Origin of the sequence: Pseudomonas sp. IT-P2, assembly GCF_949767575.1 — a bacterium.
Classification (GTDB): domain Bacteria; phylum Pseudomonadota; class Gammaproteobacteria; order Pseudomonadales; family Pseudomonadaceae; genus Aquipseudomonas; species Aquipseudomonas pharyngis.
Genome location: NZ_CATKQA010000011.1, coordinates 925,951 through 948,333, shown reverse-complemented (window position 1 = coordinate 948,333; position 22,383 = coordinate 925,951). Strand labels below are relative to the sequence as shown.

General features: G+C 61.6%; 19 protein-coding genes. 13 read left to right on the top strand and 6 right to left on the bottom strand.

Annotated features, from left to right (window positions below; translation table 11 throughout):
* Window position 1 precedes the first annotated feature (1 nt).
* Both ACM6JM_RS10970 and ACM6JM_RS10965 read right to left on the bottom strand, forming a co-directional pair.
* Window positions 2-853 carry an STAS domain-containing protein gene (locus tag ACM6JM_RS10970; protein ID WP_074690304.1) on the bottom strand — a complete coding sequence of 284 codons (852 nt, stop codon included), beginning with the start codon at window positions 851-853 and terminating at the stop codon, window positions 2-4.
* Between the two features lie 240 nt (window positions 854-1,093).
* Window positions 1,094-1,615 carry a DUF4142 domain-containing protein gene (locus tag ACM6JM_RS10965; RefSeq protein ID WP_039768854.1) on the bottom strand — a complete coding sequence of 174 codons (522 nt, stop codon included), beginning with the start codon at window positions 1,613-1,615 and terminating at the stop codon, window positions 1,094-1,096.
* 205 nt (window positions 1,616-1,820) lie between these two features.
* Between ACM6JM_RS10965 and ACM6JM_RS10960 the strand changes: the two genes are divergently transcribed.
* Together ACM6JM_RS10960 and ACM6JM_RS10955 are read left to right on the top strand one after the other, a co-directional pair.
* Window positions 1,821-2,063 carry a YdcH family protein gene (locus ACM6JM_RS10960; protein ID WP_039768852.1) on the top strand — a complete coding sequence of 81 codons (243 nt, stop codon included), beginning with the start codon at window positions 1,821-1,823 and terminating at the stop codon, window positions 2,061-2,063.
* A 109-nt stretch (window positions 2,064-2,172) separates the two neighbouring features.
* Complete coding sequence (locus ACM6JM_RS10955) at window positions 2,173-2,343, top strand: hypothetical protein (protein ID WP_166742314.1); 171 nt, start codon at window positions 2,173-2,175, stop codon at window positions 2,341-2,343.
* A 42-nt stretch (window positions 2,344-2,385) separates the two neighbouring features.
* On the opposite strand, the gene ACM6JM_RS10950 is transcribed toward ACM6JM_RS10955, so the two are convergent.
* From ACM6JM_RS10950 to ACM6JM_RS10935, 4 genes are all read right to left on the bottom strand, one after another.
* Complete coding sequence (locus ACM6JM_RS10950; protein ID WP_414881915.1) at window positions 2,386-3,402, bottom strand: SMP-30/gluconolactonase/LRE family protein; 1,017 nt, start codon at window positions 3,400-3,402, stop codon at window positions 2,386-2,388.
* Window positions 3,403-3,458: 56 nt separating this feature from the next.
* Entirely contained in the window at window positions 3,459-4,604 is a 1,146-nt protein-coding gene (locus tag ACM6JM_RS10945; protein ID WP_414881849.1) for a sterol desaturase family protein, read from the bottom strand.
* A gap of 109 nt (window positions 4,605-4,713) precedes the next feature.
* Entirely contained in the window at window positions 4,714-5,577 is an 864-nt protein-coding gene (locus ACM6JM_RS10940) for a LysR family transcriptional regulator (RefSeq protein WP_039768849.1), read from the bottom strand.
* A gap of 60 nt (window positions 5,578-5,637) precedes the next feature.
* Window positions 5,638-7,356 carry a hydrogenase maturation protein gene (locus tag ACM6JM_RS10935; protein ID WP_414881848.1) on the bottom strand — a complete coding sequence of 573 codons (1,719 nt, stop codon included), beginning with the start codon at window positions 7,354-7,356 and terminating at the stop codon, window positions 5,638-5,640.
* A 298-nt stretch (window positions 7,357-7,654) separates the two neighbouring features.
* On the opposite strand from ACM6JM_RS10935, the gene ACM6JM_RS10930 reads away from it, so the two are divergent.
* The 11 genes from ACM6JM_RS10930 (at window position 7,655) to ACM6JM_RS10880 (ending at window position 22,375) form a co-directional block, all read left to right on the top strand.
* The gene (locus ACM6JM_RS10930) at window positions 7,655-8,161 is read left to right on the top strand and encodes a sigma-70 family RNA polymerase sigma factor (protein ID WP_103386656.1); all 507 of its coding nucleotides are present in this window, start codon (window positions 7,655-7,657) and stop codon (window positions 8,159-8,161) included.
* Window positions 8,158-9,105 (top strand): FecR domain-containing protein, encoded by a 948-nt coding sequence (locus tag ACM6JM_RS10925; protein WP_134333657.1) that lies wholly within the window; start codon window positions 8,158-8,160, stop codon window positions 9,103-9,105. Before ACM6JM_RS10930 ends, ACM6JM_RS10925 begins: the two co-directional genes overlap by 4 nt.
* Window positions 9,106-9,195: 90 nt before the next feature.
* Complete coding sequence (locus tag ACM6JM_RS10920) at window positions 9,196-12,120, top strand: TonB-dependent receptor domain-containing protein (RefSeq protein WP_414881847.1); 2,925 nt, start codon at window positions 9,196-9,198, stop codon at window positions 12,118-12,120.
* A gap of 269 nt (window positions 12,121-12,389) precedes the next feature.
* The gene (locus ACM6JM_RS10915) at window positions 12,390-12,866 is read left to right on the top strand and encodes an antitoxin Xre/MbcA/ParS toxin-binding domain-containing protein (protein WP_170844922.1); all 477 of its coding nucleotides are present in this window, start codon (window positions 12,390-12,392) and stop codon (window positions 12,864-12,866) included.
* Window positions 12,863-13,366 (top strand): RES family NAD+ phosphorylase, encoded by a 504-nt coding sequence (locus ACM6JM_RS10910; protein ID WP_039768845.1) that lies wholly within the window; start codon window positions 12,863-12,865, stop codon window positions 13,364-13,366. Before ACM6JM_RS10915 ends, ACM6JM_RS10910 begins: the two co-directional genes overlap by 4 nt.
* A gap of 117 nt (window positions 13,367-13,483) precedes the next feature.
* Entirely contained in the window at window positions 13,484-16,138 is a 2,655-nt protein-coding gene (locus ACM6JM_RS10905; RefSeq protein WP_414881846.1) for a TonB-dependent receptor, read from the top strand.
* A 114-nt stretch (window positions 16,139-16,252) separates the two neighbouring features.
* The gene (locus ACM6JM_RS10900) at window positions 16,253-18,103 is read left to right on the top strand and encodes an extracellular solute-binding protein (protein WP_414881845.1); all 1,851 of its coding nucleotides are present in this window, start codon (window positions 16,253-16,255) and stop codon (window positions 18,101-18,103) included.
* Entirely contained in the window at window positions 18,090-19,154 is a 1,065-nt protein-coding gene (locus tag ACM6JM_RS10895) for a microcin C ABC transporter permease YejB (protein WP_414881844.1), read from the top strand. The genes ACM6JM_RS10900 and ACM6JM_RS10895 overlap by 14 nt, the downstream gene beginning before the upstream one ends.
* On the top strand, window positions 19,154-20,176 hold the full coding sequence (locus ACM6JM_RS10890) for an ABC transporter permease (RefSeq protein ID WP_414881843.1): 1,023 nt from the start codon (window positions 19,154-19,156) through the stop codon (window positions 20,174-20,176). The genes ACM6JM_RS10895 and ACM6JM_RS10890 overlap by 1 nt, the downstream gene beginning before the upstream one ends.
* A 1-nt stretch (window position 20,177) precedes the next feature.
* Window positions 20,178-21,812, top strand: a complete 1,635-nt coding sequence (locus ACM6JM_RS10885; protein ID WP_414881842.1) for an ABC transporter ATP-binding protein — start codon at window positions 20,178-20,180, stop codon at window positions 21,810-21,812.
* Between the two features lie 35 nt (window positions 21,813-21,847).
* Window positions 21,848-22,375 (top strand): PAAR domain-containing protein, encoded by a 528-nt coding sequence (locus ACM6JM_RS10880; RefSeq protein ID WP_085668224.1) that lies wholly within the window; start codon window positions 21,848-21,850, stop codon window positions 22,373-22,375.
* The last annotated feature ends 8 nt before the right edge of the window (window positions 22,376-22,383 follow it).

Genomic DNA, 22,383 nt, shown 5'->3' with positions numbered 1-22,383 from the left:
TTCAGACCGTCTTGGTGAGGGTGATGCCCAGACGGGTCAGGGCCAGCTTCAGTGCGTCGGCCAGATTGGCTTTGGTGACCACGCCTTGCAGGTCGAGGCCCAGGTGCACGATGGTCTGGGCAATCTGCGGTCGCACGCCGCTGATGATGCAATCGGCGCCCATCAGGCGGATCGCGGTCACAGTCTTGAGCAGGTGTTGGGCGACCAGCGTGTCGACGGTCGGCACACCGGTGATGTCGATGATGGCGATTTCCGAACCGGTGTCGACGATGCGTTGCAGCAGCGATTCCATTACCACTTGGGTGCGCTGTGAATCGAGGGTGCCGATCATCGGCAGTGCAAGCACGCCATCCCACAATTTGACCACCGGGGTCGACAACTCCAGCAGTTCTTCCTGCTGGCGCTTGATCACCGCTTCACGGGACTTCTGGAACGTGCGAATGGTGTACAGGCCGAAAGCATCGAACAATTCGGAAATTTCCCAAAGCTGTTCGGCGAGCAGGGCGGGCTGGTCCTGATAATGGTTTTGCAGCAGGGCGAACAGCGGGCCCTTGAGCGAGAAAATGAAGCTGGCGGTCTGCTGGGAATCCTGACCGAGCTGGGCGCGGCTATGGGAGAGTTTTTCGAGGAACTGGCGCATGCCTTCCCAGCCCGGCGCGGCGATGTTGGTGCCGCTGTCGTTTTCCAGGCCGCTGACCACCAGTTGCAGGAATTCACTGGTTTGCTGCTGCAAGTCGTGTTCTTTGAGATTGCGGGTGGCACCGCTGTCGACCAGTCCTTTAGTCCATTCGCCCAGCAGTTGTACCTGTTTGTTTTTCATCGCATCGAGTGTGCTGTTCTGCAGTGCTGCCATGTGCCTGTTGCTCCATTGCGAATTGGGGGCCGGTTCTTCGGAAAATGACCGGCGCGAAGTGAATGACCTTGGCCGTTCGAAATAGTTGTTCGTTCCCCCGAGGATATTTTTGATCTGCCGCAAGTAATGCACCGGTAACTCTAGTCGGCGCGGCCAGGAATGCTGATCTTTTGCCTGCAACAAAGCCCCAACGCAAAGAGGCCGCGTCCAATGGAGGCGGCCTCTTTGTGTACCTGGCGGTTACTTGCTGGGGTGTTTGGCCTGCAGCTCTTTAGCGTGGGCCAGGTGTTTCTCCAGTGCCGGCAGCATTTTCTGCGCAAAGGCTTTGAGTTCGGTGGCGCCTTTGACTTTGTCGTCGGTCACGGTATTGGCTTGTTTCTTGAACAGCTCAATGGTTTCTTCGTGAGCCTTCACCTGATTATTGGCATAGGCGGCGTCGAACGACTCATCACGGACTTCGAGTATTTTTTCCTTGGCCTGTTTGACCAGGGTCGTGGTGTCCGGCACCTCGATGTCGTTGGCCTTGGCAATCGTCGCCAGTTCATCGTTGGCCTTGCCGTGGTCGGTGATCATCATGTTGGCAAACGCTTTGATGTCGGCGGATTGGCTTTTTTCCAGCGCCAGGCGACTGGTTTCGATTTCGGCGATGCCGCCGGCCGCTGCGTTGTCGACAAAATCGTTGTCGGTAGCGGCGAAAGCCGAGCCCATGCCGGTGCTCAATGCAACGGCCAGAAAGAGATGACGCAGTTTGAATCCGTCCATTGGTGTTTCTCCACGCAGGTTTTTGTGAGCGTTATTCAATGGAGGGAGTTCGCCGACCAAAGGTTTTATCGCATTTGCGAAAGGGCGACGAACGGACACCGCTGGTCTGACAGGTGGTCGACAGAAGTGGCCAACCGAGGCCATTCTGATACCTGGCCAGCGCAATCGGTCGCGTTGGCTGCCGATCAACTGACGGAGGTGTTCCATGCCGGTGACCCATGATCTGTTACAGGACTTGAAACTTACAAAGGAAGAGATCCAGCAACGACGCACCGCGGATCCACATCTGGATGCACTGATCAACAAGTATTCCCAGGCGGACGCCGAAGTCGTCAAGGCCGAGACGGCGACTTCGGATGCGCCCAGTGACGACACATTGAAGAAACTCAAAGAGAAACGCCTGCAGGTCAAGGACAAGATCGTCGAGCAGTTGCAGGCTCGATCCTGACCGTCAGTCGCACCACCGGCCTGCGGTGGTGAATTGACTGGAACGACAGCCCCGACCGGCACCTCGAATGTTCAGAGTCTTCACATTGCGACTCTCAACGAGGTGCCTTATGAACGATCCAAAATTCCCCAGTGAAGAACAGGGCGCATTCGACCCGGTTCCCACCCATCCCGAGCCGAACAGTCCGGCGCACACCGTCCGTAATCCTGAAGAGGAACGCGAAAGCGAGGAAGTGCCGGAGGACGAAGACCCGGAAACCTTCGATAGATCCAGTAACTGACTATCCGCTATCGCCAGTCGACCCAATACAAAGTCCAGGGCCTCACTTCAAGGCGGCGTCCAATGGCATTCGCGCCATGTGCGTCGCCTTCAGCGAGCCGAAATACAGCCAGTCGCCATACTCGCGCACTGTGGTGATCGGCGAGTAATTGCCGGCGCTGGCATCCTGCAGATTGGCGATAACCTTGCCGTCCAGATCCAGCCCCAGCACGAACCCGCGCTTTTCCACCGGCTTGGGCAGCACGGTCATCGCCCGCACCAGCATCTTGCGCACGAAAGGGTGGGCGGCGGTACGGTCGAGCAACGGATTTCGAGGCGTGTACAACGCCACCCAGAAACGGTCCCGGCCATTGAAGGCGAGGTTGTCCGGCAGCCCCGGCAGATTGTCGATGAACAGGTCATGGGTGCCGGCCTGCGGCCCGGTCAGCCAGTAGCGGCTGATGCGGTAGGCGCCGGTTTCATTGACCAGCACATAGGCGTCTTCCGGGCCGAGGGTCACGCCGTTGGCGAACTCCAGCTTGTCCAGCAATACGCTGGTTTTTCCGGTCTGGAAGTCGTAACGCAGCAGGCGCCCGTCGCCGCCATGCTCGATGATCGCTTCGCCATCGTGGCCGTAACCCCAGCGACTGGAGGCATCGCTGAAGTAGGCGTAATGCCCGGACTTGTCGATGGCCACGTCATCGGTAAACCCGAACGGCAGGCCATTGGCTTCGGTGGTCAGCGCCACCAGTTGCCCCTGTGCATCAAGGGACAGCAAACCCTTGACCCCGTCGGCGATCACCAGCAAACCGTTGGGATGCCGTGCCAGCCCCAGCGGCCGGCCTCCCGTATCGGCCAGCACCTTGCGCTGCTGGCCATCGAGACTGGTGCGCAGCAGGCGTCCGTCGTGCAGTCCGGTGATCAGAAAGTCGTTTTCCAGCAGCAGCGCTTCCGGGCCTTCGATGTCACTTGGACCGACCTGCGCCGCGCTCTTGAGCCGCTGATTGCCAGCGTACTGGCCTTCGGTCAGCGAGGGCGCCGGTTGCGGCGTCCAGGCCACGGGCTCGACCCTGGTCGGCATCAACAGCAAAAAGCCCAGAACCCCGACAACCAGCAGCAACACCAGATAACGCCATCTCACACGTGGGCTCCCGCGAGTGCGAGATGCCGGGTGGCCATGTCACGCAGGGCCAGCATCGACGTTGCCGATTCGCGCTCGATGCGCCGCTTGAGCAGCAGATGGTTGGCGATGCGCAGGCCGATCCCTTCGAACCGGTAATCGAGGGTGCGCACGAACCGCGTGGCAGCGTTGTGCGCCGAGCATTCATAGGTCAGCCGCAACGACAGCCCCTGATCACCCTGGGCCCGGGCGCACCAGCGTCGGCCGGGCAGGTACTCGGTGACCTCCCAGCGCAAATGCCCCTCGCGACCGCCGGCATGGATGTCCTCGTCGAATCGTGCGCCGGCATGCAACGCACCGCTCGGGCCGTCGATCTTCAGCGAAGACGGGTGCCACTCCGGCCAGCGACTGACGGTGGCGGCGTAGGCGAGGACGGCGATCGGATCGCCGGCGATATCGACTGTGTGCCGCATGCGGGTCATGGGCGTTCTCGAATCGGTCAAAGGGGCGATTTCCGGCTCCCGGTAGAGGGTGCCGAACAGGTAGTCCATCAGCGGAAAAACGATATTGAAATTACGCTCCTGCATGTGCTCGCGACGGTGATGCAATTCGTGCAGACGGCGCATCTGGCGGATCCACGGCAGGCGGGTCAGCGGGTTCTGCGGCGGCAGATGCTCGCAGGCATGAAACACTTCATAGGTCAGGTAACCGAACACCATGCAGCCGCCGAACAGCCCGGCGACGTTGCTGTTGACCTGCGCGAACAGCCACCACAGGGGCAGGGTGATCGCCAGCGTGTGCAGCACGATCAGCCAGGCCGGGAACAGGATCACCCGCCAGTCGCGGGCGCCGTCGTAGGTCATGTGGCCGGGGGTGAAGAAACTGTGATGATCGCCGGCATGCCGGGCGTAGAACATCCGCGCGAAGCTCTTTTTGTGGTGGCCGAGGTGGCGGTGCACCATGTACACGCCGAAATTGAAGAACAGCAGGGTCAGCGGCACGGTCAGCCATTCCAGCGGCCGCACCTGGTGCACGCTGCTCCAGAACGCGCCGATGGCCAGCACGCCGAACAGCAGCACGAACGCGCCGTGCAACCACGGGTTGTAGCGGGGATGGATCGCCGCCCGGTAGCGGCTGCGAAATGCCTCGGTGGTCTGCCTCACTGCGCTCACCTGCGGATATTGTCGTTATCCCGGCAGCGTAGCCGATCCCGCCGTTTGTGCAGCGCCAAACTTCAGGTCACAAGTGCCATGCTCCGGTGCATAGCGGCCGTCAGCTCAACGGGTTCCAGCGCTGCGACCAGTCGTCATCGGCCCTGATCACTTCGCGCAACAGATCGAACGCCTGTTGCAGGATCGCCGAGTCGCGGTCGCGGGAGTACACGAGGTAGGTCGGGTAGCCGAATTCCGGGGCTTTGGTCACCGGCTCCAGCGCGCCGCTTTCCAGATAAGTACGCACGACCCGGGTCCGGAAATAGCCGCTGCCGCCGTTCTCCAGAATGTATTGCAGGGCCAGCGGGCCGAGGTTGAAGCTCAGGGCAGCCTTGGCTTTTTCCGGCAGGGCGGCGTCGTGCTGGCGGCGGAAATCCGGACCCCAGTCGATGTACACGTAAGGGGCAGGGCGGCCGGGCGTGGTCACCAGAATCAGTTTTTCTTCCAGCACCTGCTCGACCTGCAGCCCTGGCCAGTATTCCGGCTGATAGACCAGCGCCGCATCGAGCACCCCCAGTTCGAGCTGACGCAGCAGGTTTTCACCATCGCGGATCTCCATGCGCAGGGCGTGACCGGGGATTTTCTCGCGCAATTCGGCGGCCCAACTGAGCATTAACGGGTTGCACAGGCTGACCTCGCCGCCGATGTGCAGCACGTTGTGATAGCCCTCGGGCAAAGGCAGGTCCCGGCGTGCGGCTTCCCAGGTCTGCACCAGCTGATTGGCGTAGACCACGAAGGCCTCGCCGTTGGCGGTCAGCCGCGCACCGGCACGGTTGCGCACGAACAGCGTGCTGCCCAACTGGCTTTCCAGTTTCTGGACCCGGGCGGTGATTGCCGTTTGCGTGACGAACAGTTTCTCCGCCGCCGCGGCGAGGCTGCCGTGGCGGACGATTTCCAGAAAGGTGCGGGCGAGGTCGATGTCCATGGGCGGGCCGGTGGTTGAGGTGCGCGCATTGTACGGGCAGCCCCGGGACCGCGTCATTGTTCAGTCAGCCACTTCGACTTCACGCACCCGCGCCCAATCTTCCACCAACCGCGCCGGCGTGCAGCAAGTCTTGCGCTTGTAGACGAAGTTGCGGCACTTCTCGGCAAACTGATTGCGGTTGTACAGCATGTCTTCCTGCATCTCCCGCAGCTCCGCCTCGCGGCGCTGACGAATCAACACATGATCGACCCGCAGCTTGCGTTCGCGCACCGGCGCATAAGTCGGATCGCTCAGCACACTGTTGGCCCGTTGCAGCAGCCACAGCGAGAACTCGTCCGGGCAGCGCGGGCCGATTTCCTGAACCATGCCCAGTTGCAGCGCCTGCGCAGCGCTGACCGGCAGACAGGCCTGGGTCAGTTGTTCGGCCATGGCCGGGCCGACGGCGCGGGGCAGGCTGTAGGTCCAGTATTCCGAGCCATACAGGCCCATGCTCTTATAGTGCGGATTGAGCACGATATCGGCGCGGGCGAACACGATGTCAGCCGCCAGGGCGAGCATCACACCGCCGGCACCGGCATTGCCGGTGACCCCGCTGACCACCAGTTGCCGTGCGCTGAGCAATTCTTCGCACACATCATCGATGGCCTGGATATTGGCCCAGGCTTCGGCGCCCGGATCCTCGGCGGCCTGGATCACGTTCAGATGCACGCCATTGGAAAAACTGCCGCGTCCACCCTTGATCAACAGCACCTGAGTGGCGCGGGATTTGGCCCAGCGCAGGGCCTCGACCATACGCCGGCATTGCTCGGTGCTCATGGCGCCGTTGTAGAACTCCAGCGTCAGCTCGCCGACCTGACCGGACTCGCGATAACGAATCGGCTGATACATCTCGTCAGTGAACGGCGAGTTGGCAATCGACCAGTCCAGCACCGGCACGCCAGACAACTGACCGGCCAGCACATGCCGCGCCGGACGCTTGAAGGTTTCCTCGCCCGGTTGCGGTTTGCGTCGCAACGAGCCGATCCACAGGCTGTGATCACCGGTCGCCACCAGTACCGCGTCGTCGTGTACCGCGAGAATCTCGCCGGGCATGCCGGTGCGCTGATCGAGGTGCGCGTCGTACACGTAATACTGCCCGCCAGCGAGGCTGGCAAGTACGCCGGGCTGGCCGTCCGCCGCGTCGATGCAGCGCTTGATGAAGCGCGAGCAGTCGTGCCAGCTGAAGGTGCGGTCGTCCTGTTTCATGTTCGGCTGCAAACGCCCGCGTACTTTCGGATCGTTGTAATCCAGCGCTACCGGCTCGAAGCCGTCGATGAATTTCTCCACCACTTCGCGGATGCAACGGATCGCCGCGTCGCTGACTCGCCCGTTGTACAGCTCGGATTTGCGCAAGCCTGTCGGCAGGTTGAATTCGCAGGTGGCCCAGACCGGTCCGGCGTCCATTTCTTCCACCGCTTGCAGGGCGGTTACGCCCCAGGACGGCAGCTCGCGCATGATCGCCCAATCCAGTGCGCTGGCGCCGCGATCGCCGACGATGCCCGGGTGGATGATCACCACCGGACGCTGCGGATTGCTCCACAGCGCATGGGGAACGCGATCCTTGAGAAACGGGCAGATCACCAGGTTGGCGCCGCTGTTTTCGATCTGCTCGCACACGGCGGTTTCGTCGGTGAACAGCACCACGCTGGGTGAGTGCCCGGCCTGACGCAGTTCCAGCCAGGCACGCTGGGTCAGGCCGTTGAACGCCGACGACAGAAGAATGATGTTGAGTGATCGCATGATTTCTCGTCCTTGAAAGGTCAGCCGCAGGCTCCCGGTGAGCCGTCCGTGGCTATCGATGGAGGCGCAAGGTTAGAGACTGGCGTGGGGGGCGCCACTGATCGAGATCAACGTTGTGTCAGCCAATGTTGCTGCGGCGACGACGTGCCTTATTCTCAAAGGTTTGCTGATCCTGATTTTTTATTACTTCAAATGTATCGGGCGCTATTGCACAGTCGCACCCCTGATCACCGCCGGAAGATCCCGGCGTATCCATGGATTTTCGCAGCGGGTGGAGCCCGTTTTCAGGGAGTAAGGCATGGGGAGTCACAACCCGCATTACCAGGTCATCGGGCAAATGTTCCAAAAGGACTACCGATGGTTGTGCGCAGCGGTCAGCCGTACCCTCGGCTGCCCGCACAGCGCACAGGACATCGCTTCGGAAACTTTTCTTCGGGTTTTGGCACTGCCCGATCCGCTGGCGATTCGCGAACCCCGCGCGCTGTTGACCACGATTGCGCGGCGGCTGGTCTATGAAGGCTGGCGCCGGCAGGATCTGGAGCGCGCTTATCTGCAAAGCCTTGCCTTGGCGCCGGAACCGGTGCACCCGTCGCCCGAGGAACGGGAATTGGTGATCGAAACGCTGCTGGCGGTGGATCGCTTGCTCAACGGCCTGTCGGCCAAGGCCAAGGCTGCGTTTCTCTATCACCAAGTCGATGGCCTGACCTACAGCGAAATCGGCGAGCGCCTCGGTGTGTCCACCAGCCGTGTGCAGCAATACATGGTCGAGGCGTTCAAACGTTGCTATCAGGCGATGCAGGCATGAGGCCGGACGACATGCTGATCGACGAAGCGGCGCAATGGATGGCGCTGCTGCAATCTGGGCACGTCAGCTTGCAGGAGCGCGCGGCCTTCGACGCCTGGCGCACGGCGGATCCACGGCATCAGCAAATCATCGAGCAAATGGGTGGCGGGTTGAGCCTGCTGCGCCATGCAAACCTGCGCGGCTTGCCGCGTGAAAGTGTCCTGCACAGCCTGAATGCGCCGTCCAGTCGGCGTCGATTCCTCAGCGGCAGTTTGAGTGTGCTCGGGATCGCGGTGCTGGCGGGTCTGCTCGGGCGACACTATGACTGGCTGCCGGAGGCCGGCGAGTTGTCGACCGGTACCGGCGAGCGTCGGGAATTCACGCTGGAGGATGGCAGCGCCCTTACGTTGAATGCCCGCAGCCGCGTGGTGCCGCGCTTCAACAATCTCGAGCGCCTGCTGGACTTGCGCAGCGGTGAGCTGCTGATCGATGTCGCAAAAAATCTGTCCCGGCCGTTTGTGGTCGAAACCGAGCATGGGCGGATGCGCGCGCTCGGGACCAAATTCCTGGTGCAGCGCGGTGAGGATTCAACGCGGCTGGTGATGCTGCATTCACAGGTCGAAGCGGTCACCGCCAGCGGCGCGCGGCAGGTGGTGGAGGCGGGTGAAAGTCTGCTGTTCAACGCTCAGGAGATCCTCGCCCTGGAACCCAGCAAAGGGCAGGAAAGTGCCTGGGTGCAAGGGCGGCTTGAAGTGCGCGATCGCCCCTTGAGCGAAGTCATCGACAGCCTGCGCAGCTACCGTCGCGGCATCCTGCACTTGAGCCCGGAGGTCGCCGGTTTGCGCCTCAGCGGTCTCTATCCGCTGGACGACAGCGACCGCACCCTGCAACTGCTGGAGCGTTCGCTGCCGATCCGTGTCACCTGGCACAACCCGTACTGGGTGAGCATTGAAGCACGGTTATAAATCCATAACTTCCCGGTCTATCCGTCCCCCTATAAAAAGCGCCGGCCCGCTGCTCATTCCCTGCAGACGCCTTCAACAGGGAAGCCCCTCATGTTTTCATTCAAACAACAACAATTGTCCCGCCTGACACTGGCCATCGTGCTGGCGACGGGTATGGTCCCGGCCGCCGTTCTGGCGCAAGACGCCGCCACTCAAGTCTTTACCTTCGACATTGCCGCCGGGGCCCTCGACGAGGTGCTGCTGGACATCTCGCGCCAGACCGGCGTGCCGATTTCCTTCAGTCAGAATCTGGTTCAGGGCAAGCGCAGCAGTGCGGTGCGCGGCGCATTGGGTGGCCGCCAGGCGGTGGAGAAGGCTTTGCTCGGCAGTGGTCTGCAAGTCGAACAGGGGGCGCAGGGCCTGAGCATTCGCCCGGCCGATACGCCGAGTGCCGCGCCGGTCAAGGCCACTGCCGTGGCACCCGCCAGCAGCGCCGATTACCGCATGGAAAAAGTCACCGTCACCGGCTCGCGGATCGCCCGCGCGCAGAGCGATGGAGCGACGCCGGTCAACGTCATCACCCACGAAGAAATGGAAGCGCGCGGCTACAAGAACGTCTACGACGCCCTCGCCACGCAGACGCAAAACACCGGCATGACCCAGGGCGAAGACTACGGCAACACCTGGCAACCGGCGGCCAGCGCCCTCAACCTGCGCGGCCTCGGTCCCAACCACACGCTGGTGCTGATCAACGGCCGGCGGGTCGCCGATTACCCGACGCCGTACGACGGCAAGGTCAACTTCACCAACCTGGCGAACATTCCGTCGGCGATCATCGAGCGCATCGAAGTGCTCAGCAGCGGCGCTTCGGCGATCTATGGTTCGGACGCGATTGCCGGGGTGGTAAACATCATCCTCAAAGACAAAATGAATGGCGTCGACGTCAATCTCAAGGGCGGCACCAGCGAGCGCGGCGGCGGTGACAACCAGCGCTTGCAGATCAGCGGCGGCGGCAGCTGGGGCGACTTCGACGGGCTATTCGGGCTCGAACTGACCAATCGCGATCCGATCTGGGCCGATGATCGCGGCTTCATGCAGAGCGGGCCGCTGGCGGATGTCGGCTACCGTCGCGACCTGACCAACAACCGCTATCTGGGACCCGGCTGTGGCGCGTATCAGGGCACGTTCGACAACAAGCTGTTCAACAGCGGCGGGCGCTGCCGCACCGACCAGATTTACAACGATTACTGGACGGTGCAAACCCAGAAGGAAAACTACGACGGCTACACCCGTGGCACCTGGCATTTCAGCGACAGCGGGCAGGTTTTCGCCGATCTGATGTACGGCCTCGATCACATCCAGAACAACACACGCGGCCCGAGCTTCACCTCGCCGGATTTCATCAACCAGAACAGCGGCAATCTGGAGCGTTGGTATCGACGCTTCGGCGAAGAGGAAATCGGTGGGCGCACCAGCAACAACAGCAAGTGGCGCGACACCTCCTGGACCGGCACCCTGGGCCTCTCGGACAAGATCGCCGACACCGGGTGGAACTATGAACTGGCGGCCAACCGGTCCGAGTACAAAAGCGTGCGCACCACCCGTTACACGCCGCTGTCGTCGATCCAGGATTTCTACCTCGGCCCGCAGCTGGGCACCCGTGACGGTTACCCGGTGTTCGCGCCGGATGCCTCGCGCCTCGACCGGCCACTGACAACCCAGGAGTGGGAGCAGTTTCGCGGCAACCTGACGCAGAGCAGCAAGTCGGTTTCCACCAGTTACAACGCGTCGGTCAACGGCGAGTTGTTTGACCTGCCCGCCGGTCCGGTGGGATTTGCCGGCGTGCTCGAGGCGGGCAAGCAGGAATATCGCATCGATCCGGATGACAGCCTTAATGACGGCAGTTTCTACGGCGTGACCCCGGCGCAAAGCTCCGGCGGCTCGCGCAAGCGTTACGCGGCCGGCGGCGAGTTCAGCATTCCGGTCACCGACACGGTGCTGGCGACAGCCGCAGGGCGCTGGGACCAATACAAATTCAGCGGCCGCACCGAACAACAGAAAACCTACAACCTCGGCCTGGAATGGCGGCCGGTGAACAGCCTTTTGGTGCGCGGCAGCTACGGCACCAGTTTCCGCGCCCCGGACCTGAACTACATCTATCAGTCTGACAGCAACGGTTACTACCCGGCGCAGATCGACTATTACGGTTGCAGCCAGGGCGTGGAGGGCGCCTGTGATCGCGGGCGGGTCGATTACACCCAGAGCGGCACGGCGAATCTGGAATCCGAACGCGGCAAATCCTGGACCTACGGTTTCGTCTGGTCGCCGTCGCGCAATTTCGATTTCTCCACCGATTTCTGGCGGGTGGAGATCGATGACCTGCTGACCACCGTCGACGAAAACCGCCTGCTGCAGCAAGAGAACGAATGCCGCAATGGCACCCAGGACATCAACTCGGCCAACTGCCAGTCGACCCTGGCGCGCGTCGATCGCAATCCCGGCAACGCCGCCGTCGATCCCAATCAGTTGCAGCGGGTGCGGGTGAACGCGATCAACGCCGCCAGCGAGCGGGTCAGCGGCCTGGACTTCAAGAGCAACATCCGCTGGGGCGCCGGGCAGTACGGCGCGTTCAGTTCGGCGCTGGGTTACACCCTGGTGCTCTCGCACTACTACAAGGAATCGGACGAAGCCCCGACCCAGGACTGGCGCACCTCGCGCACCAACTACGACTGGCGCAGCAAGGTCAACGCCAGCCTGACCTGGGATTACCAGAAAGCTACGGCGACGCTGATGGGGATTCGTTACGGCTCGGTCACCAACGGCGCGGGCGACGGGCGTCTGTCGCCGTGGACGGTGTTCAACGCCAGTGCACGGTACAAGCTCAACGACCGGGCGAGTGTCGGGCTGACCGTGAACAATGTGCTCAATCAGGTCAAGCATGACGACTCGGCGGGATGGCCGTATTACCCGACCGGCAACTACGACCCGTACGGGCGCCAGTGGTGGCTGGATGTGAGTTATCACTTCGGGAGTTGAAGGCGGAATAATGCCCGGTAGCGTCCTACGGAAGTTGCCGGACTTTGGGCGAAAACGGGGATATTTCCGACGACTTTTTAAGGTTGGCCGTCGGAAGCAGGGCCTATAGCATCGGTCGTGACATGAAGTCACTGACCGGCCTGGAGACTCGGGCCCCTGACATTGGATGGATTATGCGAATCCCACATCTCGAGCACGAAAACTCTACTTATTCCCCTCGTGATTCCTGGCGCCACGATCATGCCAGATGCCCTATGGAGGGTGTTCCGATGCCCCAAGCGAAAGCACCCCGGTTTACGGGGCTGAAGAAGGTCGAGGGGAAGCCTGTTGAGGTGTTGCTGAACGGCCGGATATGGGACAGAGACACCATGCACATTGTTGGTTACGCGCGGGAAGGTTTTGATCTGCGGGACGTTGTGAACATGATTTCAACATCCGAGCTCTATCGGGAAAGCGAGCTTGTGCAGCTCATCACCGGAAAGTCGGTCAGAACCGTGCGGCGCTTGCTGAGTAGTGGCGAGCCGACGCGAATGAGCCGACAGCAGAGCATGATCGCTTTTCAGTATGCGCACGCTCTTGAGTCCGCTATCGAGGTGTTCCACGATCAGCCGAGCGCCGAGGAGTGGATGAGCAAGGCGACCAAATGGTTAAACGGTTACAGACCCGTTGCATTGATTGAAAGCTCACTGGGGTATCAATCGGTCATTGCTTATCTGCACCGGATTAAATACGGGGTTTATCAATGAACCCGCTGCCTTGGGACGACCGCTGGTATGCGTGGCGTTTGGACCCTGAGGTTTATCGGTGCACATGGGACAGCGGCATCGGTTCAGAACTGCAGGGCGGTCGATGGAACCGGCCCGGCCGCCGTGTCGTTTATGCTTCGATCGATCCATCTACAGCCATTCTGGAGGTGGCCGCTCACGGGAGTTTCAACGCACTTGATAGAAGTCCCTATGTGCTGACGTGCTTTGAGGTGGTCAGCGAGGCGCTTGTGAAAATCGTGCAACCCGAGGAGCTGCCCAACCCCTACTGGATGAGTCCCGCACAGGCCTCGCCCAACCAGCAGGATTTTGCCGACGCGTTGCTCGCCGAGCACCCGTTTGTACTGATTCCATCGGCAGCCACCCGGCACTCGTGGAATTTGCTGGTGAGCTGCGATTTGGCGGAGGGGCAATTCAGGATGGTCTCGCAAGAGCGATTCGGGCTGGATACGCGATTGCTCAAGGACGCAGAACTGGTATGAAAAATCACGCGCCTTTTTTTGCATAACCTCAGCACCCAACGGTCTAAATCGCGCCCTATAAAACCCTGTCTGCCATCGCACATCCCTGCATAAACCAAAACGCAGGGATGGCTGTTCATGATCCATTTTTCACCCGTTAAATCCCCTTTGAGCCTGGCCTTGCTGCTGGCGATCAACACGTTGCCGGCCGTCGCTGCCGACAGCACGGCAAACGAACCGACCACCCAACTGCAACGGGTCGAAGTCACAGGCACCGCGATCCGTCGGGTCGATGCCGAAACCGCCGTACCGGTCACCATCCTGCGGGTCGAGGAGTTGCAGAAGCAGGGCGTGACCACCACTGAAGAGCTGGTCAACCGCATCTCGGCCAACCAGTCTTCGGTGGGCTCCGGGCGCTCGGTGGGGTCGAGCAGCGGCGGGGCGTCCTATGCCGACCTGCGGGGCATTGGCCCGAACAAAACCCTGGTGCTGCTCAACGGTCGGCGTCTGAGCAACAACGCGACCAATGCGATCAATGGCTCTGGCGTCGACCTCAACACTATCCCGTTCGCCGCCATCGACCGGGTGGAAGTGCTGCGCGACGGTGCTTCGGCGCTGTACGGCACCGATGCCATCGGCGGGGTGATCAACTTCATCACCAAGACCAGCCTCACCGAAGGTCAGATCAGCACGAACTACGACACACCGACCCATTCTGGCGGCGGCGAAAGTCGCAATTTCAGCGGCAGTTGGGGTTTTGGCGATTTACAGGACGATCGCTTCAACGTTTTCGGCGTGGTGAGTTACGACAAGCAGAATCGCCTGGCCGCCGATAATCGTGGCTACACCTATAACTACCAGCCAGGGCGCGGTCTGGATTACACCTCCGGCACGGCATCGCCCGCCAACTGGAGCCAGGGCAGCAATGCCACCAACCCGCTGGCCGGTTCCGGTTGCAATGCGCCGGGGCTGTTGTCACGCAACGGCATCTGCCGCCAGAGCCTGTGGAACTACCTTGATCTGGTGCCGGAAACCGAGAAGACCTCGGCCTTCGCCAAGGCCACCGGCAAGCTGTCGGACGATCACAACGTCAGCCTCGAATACTTTTGGGCGCGCAACGAAAACCGTACCCAAATCGGGCCCGGCACTTTGATGGGCAATCAGGTCAACCCTGGCACGGCGTTCTATCCGGGGAACGGCATTACGCCCGGACCGAGCGGTTTTGCCCTCGACCCGACGCAGCCGGTGGACGTGAACTGGCGTGAAACCGCCGTCGGTGCCCGTCAGCATGAGGACGACAACACCGGTCAGCGCCTGCTGTTGAGCTTCGACGGCACCCTGGTCGGGTGGGATTACAACCTCGGCGCGTCGTACAACCAGAACAAGGTGGTCAACACGATTCGCAGCGGTTATGTGAACGACCGCGCCGTCAGCCAGGGCATCGCCAACGGTGTGATCAACCCGTTCGGCCCGCAGACCGCCGCCGGTTCGGTACTACTGGCAGCCAACGAGGTAGAAGGCGATTACGCGACCGCAGTGGGCCGGGTCAAGGCGATTGACGGGCGTGTCAGCCGCGAGATCGGCGACTGGTTCGGTGCAGGGCCTTCGGCACTGGCGCTGGGCGGCGAGTATCGCAAGGAAGATTTTCATCAGGATTTCGCTGCGTTTGCCGGCGACGTGCAGAGCCTGGGTGTTGATCCCAACGGCAGCGTACAAGGGGATCGCAGCGTCTCGGCGCAGTACGCCGAGGTCAACGTGCCGGTGCTCGACAGCCTGGAACTGTCCGCCGCCGTGCGCCACGACAAGTACAGCGACTTCGGCAGCACCACTAACCCGAAATACTCGTTCCGCTTCCAGCCGTTCAAGGAACTGGTGGTGCGCGGCGCCTACAGCGAAGGTTTCCGTGCGCCATCGCTGTACGAGTTGTACAACCCGACGTTTACCTCCTTCACCAACGCCAACTACAACGACCCGCGCCTGTGCGCTGGAGGCAACCCGAGCAACGGCGGCATTGCCAACCGCGACTGCGCCCAGCAGTTCAATCGCACCTCCGGCGGCAACACCGACCTGAGCCCGGAGACCGCGCGCAACGTCACCCTCGGTTTCGTTTACCAGCCGTTCGATCGCCTGACCACCGGCCTGGATTTCTGGTGGATCGACATCGCCAACCAGATCGCTGAGTTCCCCGAATCGGCGGTGTTCGAGAATCCGGAGCTGTACCCGGAGCGCCTGATCCGCAAGCCCGACGGTTCCATCGACCACATCGTCACCGGGCTGGCCAACCTCGGCAAGATCAAGACCAACGGCGTCGACGTGAGTTTCGACTATCGCCTGCCGAGCACGCCGTACGGTGATTTCGGCATCGGTCTGCAAGGCACTTACGTGACCCGTTATGACTATCAGCAGCAGCTCAAGGGTGACTACATCGACAAGCTCGGCGATTTTCGCGGCGGCGACTTTGCCTCGGCCGGCGCCGTGGCCCGTTGGCGTCACAGCCTGACCGGCAGCTGGAACTACGGCCCGCTCGGCGCAAGCCTGACCAACCGCTACACCAGTGGTTACCACGACTCGGATCGCGAGACTCACGATTACGTCGGTTCGTACAACGTCTGGGACGTGGCCGGCACCTACACCTGGCGCAAGACCCTGGCGGTGACGCTCGGGGTGAAAAACCTGTTCGACCGCGAGCCGCCGTTCAGCAACCAGACCTACACGTTCCAGAGCGGCTACGACCCGAAATACGGCGACCCGTTTGGCCGCACGCTGTACACGCGGGTCAATTACAAGTTCTGAGAAAGATCGGTCGGGGCAGGTTTTAGTAACACATCGTTCTAAACCCCGCCCTATAAAAAGGCCCGGCCTGTTGCACATCACAGTCAGGCAGGCACGTGGTGAAAGGATCTGCCCATGTTTTCCAGAGTCATTCTGTTCAGTGTCGGTCTGTTGCTGAGCCCGGCGCTGTTCGCAGCGCCCCAACACGCCCTCACGGTCTACGGCGAAGCCCCGAAATACGCCCCGGACTTCCAGCACCTGGCCTACGCCAATCCCGCTGCGCCCAAGGGTGGAACCTTGCGCCGCTCTTCGCTGGAGAGCGGCCCGTTCGATCACCTGATTCCCTACATCGACAAAGGCACCGGCGTTGCCGACATCGACGGCTGGCTCTATGCGCCGCTGGCCTATCGCAGCAAGGACGAGCCCTACAGCGTCTACGGCCTGGTGGCCCAACGCATGGAGTTGGACGTGGACCGCCGCTGGCTGCGCTTTTACTTGAACCCCAAGGCGCGGTTCGAGGACGGCACGCCGATCTCCGCTGAAGACGTGCGCTACACCTTCGAACTGTTCACTACCCAGGGCAGCCTTAAGTATCGCCAGCAGTTTCGTGATGTCGCCGAGGTGCAGGTCGAGTCGCCGACCCAGGTGCGTTTCGTGTTCAAGAACAACGAGAGCCGCACATTGCCGCTGGATCTGGCGACGTTGCCGGTGCTGCCCGAGCATTGGTGGCGCACACGCAATTTCGCCGATGGCGCAGGCTTCGAGATTCCGCCGGGCAGCGGGCCGTACAAGGTCAGCGCGGTGGATGCCGGACGCAGCGTGAAATTCCAGCGGATCAAGGACTGGTGGGCCAGGGATCTGCCGATCACTCGCGGGCTCTATAACTTCGATCAGTTGAGCGTGGAGTTTTTTGCCGACACCGACGTGTCGCGACAAGTACTGAAGGCCGGCGGCTTCGATTACAACCGCGAGTTCTCCGCCACCAGTTACACCATCGGTTACGCCGGCGCGGCGCTGGAGCAGGGCAAGTTGCTGCGCGAACACCTCGCACCCGGCGCCGCGCAAGGTACCCAAGGCTTTGTGTTCAATCTGCAGAAACCGATGTTTCAGGATCGTCGGGTGCGGCAGGCGATCGCCATGCTCTGGGATTTCGAATGGAGCAACCGGCAGATGATGCGCAGCATGTACCTGCGTCAGCGCAGCTTCTTTTCCCACAGTGCGTTGTCGGCCACCGAACTGCCGGATGCCGAAGAACTGAAAATCCTCGAACCGTGGCGCGGCAAGATTCCCGATGAAGTCTTCAGTCAGGTTTTCGAGGCGCCGCGCACCGACGGCAGCGGCAACATCCGCGCGCAACAGTTGCAGGCGCTGAAATTGCTGGAGGCCGCTGGCTGGAAACCCCGTGGCGATCAATTGGTGAATGCCGCCGGCGAGCCGTTGCAATTCACCTTTCTCAACGGCCAGAAGGGCTTCGAGCGTTTGCTGCTTCCCTTCAAGCGCAATCTGGCGCAGATCGGTATCGGCTTCGATATTCGTCAGGTTGACACCGCGCAATACACCAACCGCGTGCGCAGCCGCGACTACGACATGATCGTCGTCGGTTACCCGGTGAGTCAGGCGCCGGGGCGCGAGCTGTTCAACTACTTCGGCTCCGAGGGTGCCGACGATCCTGGCTCGAACAACTACATGGTGCTGCGCGATCCGGCGGTGGATGCGCTGCTAGAAGGTGTGGTGCAGGCCGACAATCGCGAGAGCCTTCTGCGCCACGCCCATGCTCTGGATCGGGTGTTGCAGTGGGGCTACTACTGGATTCCCAACTACTACCCGCCGGGGATTTCCACGGTGTGGTGGAACCGTTTCGGTCGCCCGGCGATTGCGCCGTTGTACGACGCCGGACTCGACACCTGGTGGGAAATCAGCCCGACCGCGCTGACCTCGACGCAGATGCAGCAACAGCACAAGGAGTACGCCCATGTGGGGTTATAGCCTGCGGCGTCTGCTGCTGATCGTGCCGACCTTGCTGGCGATTCTGCTGGTGAACTTCGTGATTGTGCAGGCCGCGCCCGGTGGCCCGGTCGAGCAGGCCATCGCCCGATTGCAGGGGATTGGTGTCGGTGCGGCGGTGGGGGCCAGTCATGTCGAAAGCATTGGCGGCGAGTCCCGCGCGACCCGTGGCCTGGACCCGAAACTGGTGGCCGATATCGAGCGCCAGTACGGCTTCGACAAAAGTGCCGGTGAGCGCTTGTGGCTGATGCTCAAGAGCTACGCGCAACTGGACTTCGGCAAGAGTTTCTTCCGGGGGGCGTCGGTGACCGAACTGATCTGGCAGAAGCTGCCGGTGACCTTGTCGTTGGGATTGTGGGCGACGCTGATCACTTATCTGGTGTCGATTCCGCTGGGTATCCGCAAGGCGGTGCACAATGGCTCGGCGTTCGATGTCTGGAGCAGCGCGGCGATCATCATCGGCTATGCGATGCCCGGTTTTCTGTTTGCGTTGCTGCTGATCGTGGTGTTCGCCGGCGGGACGGCGCTGGACTGGTTTCCGGTGCGCGGGCTGGTCTCGGACAACTTTGCCGAGCTGTCGCTGTGGGGCAAGGTTGCCGATTACTTCTGGCATCTGGTGTTGCCGGTCAGTGCGCTGGTGATCGGCGGTTTCGCGACGCTGACGATCCTGACCAAGAACAGCTTTCTCAATGAAATCTCACGGCTGTACGTGGTCACGGCTCGGGCCAAGGGCCTGAGCGAGCGACAGGTGTTGTACGGGCATGTGTTTCGCAACGCGATGCTGCTGGTGGTGGCCGGATTGCCTCAGGCACTGGTCACGGTGTTTTTCGGCGGCTCGTTGCTGATCGAAGTGATCTTCTCCCTCGACGGTCTCGGCCGCCTGAGCTACGAAGCCGCAGTGTCGCGGGATTACCCGGTGGTGTTCGGTTCGCTGTTCATCTTCACCCTGTTCGGGCTCTTGATAAAACTGCTGGGCGACCTGTGTTACACGCTGGTCGATCCGCGCATCGACTTCACCGCGAGGACTGCCTGATGCCGACGCTTTCTCCCATCGGACAGCGCCGTTGGGCGCGGTTCAAGGCCCATCGACGCGGCTGGTGGTCGTTGTGGCTGTTTCTCGCGCTGTTCGGCCTGAGCCTGGGCGGCGAACTGGTCGCCAATGACAAACCGTTGCTGGTGACGTATCAGGGCGAGTGGTATTTCCCGGCGTTCAAGCGCTACACCGAGCAGGATTTCGGCGGCGAGCTGCCGTTCCAGCCCGACTACCGCAGCGCTCAGGTGCGTGAACTGATCGAGGGGCAGGGCGGACGGATGTGGTTTGCGCCGATCCCGTTCGGTTTCGACACGGTCAACTACGACCTCAGCGAACCGGCCCCGAGCCCGCCCACCGCTGAAAACTGGCTGGGCACCGACGATCAGGCGCGGGATGTGCTGGCGCGGGTGATATTCGGCACACGGGTGTCGCTGTTATTTGCTCTGGGGCTGACAGCGGTGAGCGCTTTGGTCGGCATCGCCGCCGGTGCCTTGCAGGGCTATTACGGCGGTTGGGTCGATTTGCTCGGTCAGCGTTTGCTGGAGGTCTGGTCGGGGCTGCCGGTGCTTTACCTGCTGATCATTCTATCGGGCTTCGTCGAGCCGAATTTCTGGTGGTTGCTGGGGATCATGGCGCTGTTTTCCTGGCTGAGTCTGGTGGACGTGGTGCGCGCCGAGTTTCTGCGCAGCCGCGGACTTGAGTACGTGAAAGCGGCGCGGGCGCTGGGTGTCGGCGATGCGCAAGTGATCGTGCGGCACATTCTGCCCAACGCCATGAGTGCGACCTTGACGTACCTGCCGTTCATTCTGACCGGGGCGATCGCCACGTTGTCGGCGCTGGATTTTCTCGGCTTCGGCATGCCCGCCGGCAGTGCTTCGCTGGGTGAGCTGATCGGTCAGGGCAAGAACAATCTGCAAGCACCGTGGTTGGGCCTGACGGCGTTCTTCGCCCTGGCGCTGATTCTTTCTTTACTCGTTTTCATCGGCGAAGCCTGCCGTGATGCCTTCGACCCCAGGACTTGATATGCGTGAACATCTGATCGAAATACGCGACCTGCGGGTGGCCTTCAAAGGGCAGGAAGTGGTGCACGGCATCGACCTCGACATTTGTCCGGGGGAATGCCTGGCCCTGGTCGGCGAGTCCGGCTCCGGCAAGTCGGTGACGGCCCACAGCATTCTGCAACTGCTGGACCCGAACATCACGCAGATCGACGGGAGCATCCGCTATGGCGGCGAAGAGCTGCTGGGTGTGCACGAGCGCTATCTGCGGCAACTGCGCGGCAACCGCATCGCAATGATTTTTCAGGAGCCAATGAGCTCGCTCAACCCGTTGCACAGCATCGAGCGCCAGCTCGGCGAAAGCCTGGCGCTGCACAAGGGCCTGACGGGCGCGGTGGCACGCAAACGGATTCTGGAGCTGTTGGAACTGGTCGGCATTCAACGACCGCGCGAGCGGCTGAAAGCGTATCCGCATCAGCTCTCCGGCGGGCAGCGGCAACGGGTGATGATCGCCATGGCGCTGGCGTGCGAACCGCAGTTGCTGATCGCCGATGAGCCGACCACGGCCCTCGACGTCACGGTCCAGCGCAGGATTCTGTTGCTGCTCAAGGAACTGCAACAGCGCCTGGGCATGGCGCTGCTGATCATCAGCCATGACTTGAATCTGGTGCGCACCATCGCCCAGCGGGTGGCGGTGATGCGCGCGGGCGAAATCGTCGAACAGGCTACTTGCGAGCAATTGTTCCGCGCGCCGCAGCATCCCTACAGCATCGAATTGCTCAACGCCGAACCCGGCGGCGCGGCGCTTTGCCGTGATGCAGCGGAAGATCTGCTCGAGGTTCGTGATCTGAATGTGCGTTTTCCGCTGGGTGGCGGATGGCTGCGGGCCAAGACGTATCTACACGCGGTCAACGGCATCGATTTGAACCTGCAGCGGGGCAAGACGCTGGGGATTGTTGGTGAGTCGGGCTCGGGTAAATCCACGCTGGGTCAGGCGATCCTGCGTCTGATCGACGCCGACGGCAACATCCGCTTCAAGGGCGAGGCGCTCGAACAACTGAGCGGCAAGCAATTGCGTCCGCTGCGCAAACGCCTGCAAGTGGTGTTTCAGGACCCGTTCGGGAGCCTGAGTCCGCGCTTGTGTGTGGAGCAGATCATTGCCGAAGGTCTGCAGGTGCACAGCGACTTGAATGCGCAGGCGCGCGAGCAGGCTGTGATCGATGTACTGAAGGAAGTCGGGCTCGATCCGGCGACGCGTCATCGCTATCCCCACGAGTTTTCCGGCGGGCAACGGCAACGTATCGCCATCGCTCGGGCGCTGGTGCTCAAGCCGGATCTGATCCTGCTCGATGAGCCGACGTCGGCGCTGGATCGCACGGTGCAGAAACAGATCGTCGCGCTGTTGCGCCGATTGCAGGAGGAGCACGGTCTGACTTATCTGTTCATCAGTCATGACCTGGCGGTGGTGCGGGCGCTGGCCCACGATCTGATCGTGATGAAGGATGGCGAGGTGGTGGAACGCGGCGAAACGGCCGGGTTGTTTCATTCGGCCCGACACCCGTATACGCGGGAACTGCTGGCTGCATCGTTTGTGACACCGGTCACGGCAGAGACGGGCAGGCAGGAGGCCAGCCTTTCACCCACAGGGCAGATCCGGTAAATTTCGCGGCCTCCGCTCATACAAGGATGTAGATGATGGCAAAACCTGCCGCGCGCCTCAGCGATCTCAATGCCTGCCCGATCACTGGACACGGTACCAACCCCAGCACCAGCGGTTCACCCAATGTGAACATCAATGGCATGCCTGTGCTGCGAGTCGGTGATACCACCGCCTGCGGTGATTCCGTCACCGAGGGCATCGGCAACATCCTGATCAACGGCAAGCCAATCGCCTTCCTCGGCAGCGCCACAGCCCATGGCGGAATGATCATTACCGGCTCCGGCGACGTTTTTGTCGGCACGCAGGTCGGTTCCGCGCCTTTCAGCCCGATTGTCACCGTGCCAAAACACAGTGAACGCTTCCAGCTGGTGGACGAAACCACCGGCGAAGCAATTCCCGACATGCTCTATTGCATCGAAACCGGCGATGGACAGCGCATGGTCGGCCATACCGACAACCATGGCAATGCTGAGAGGGTATTTACAGCCGATCCGACATCCATTGTTGTTCAGTGGGGCAAGGAAGCGGCCCTCCATCTGGATGCCCTGGGCATCGACTATTAAGGAGGGCG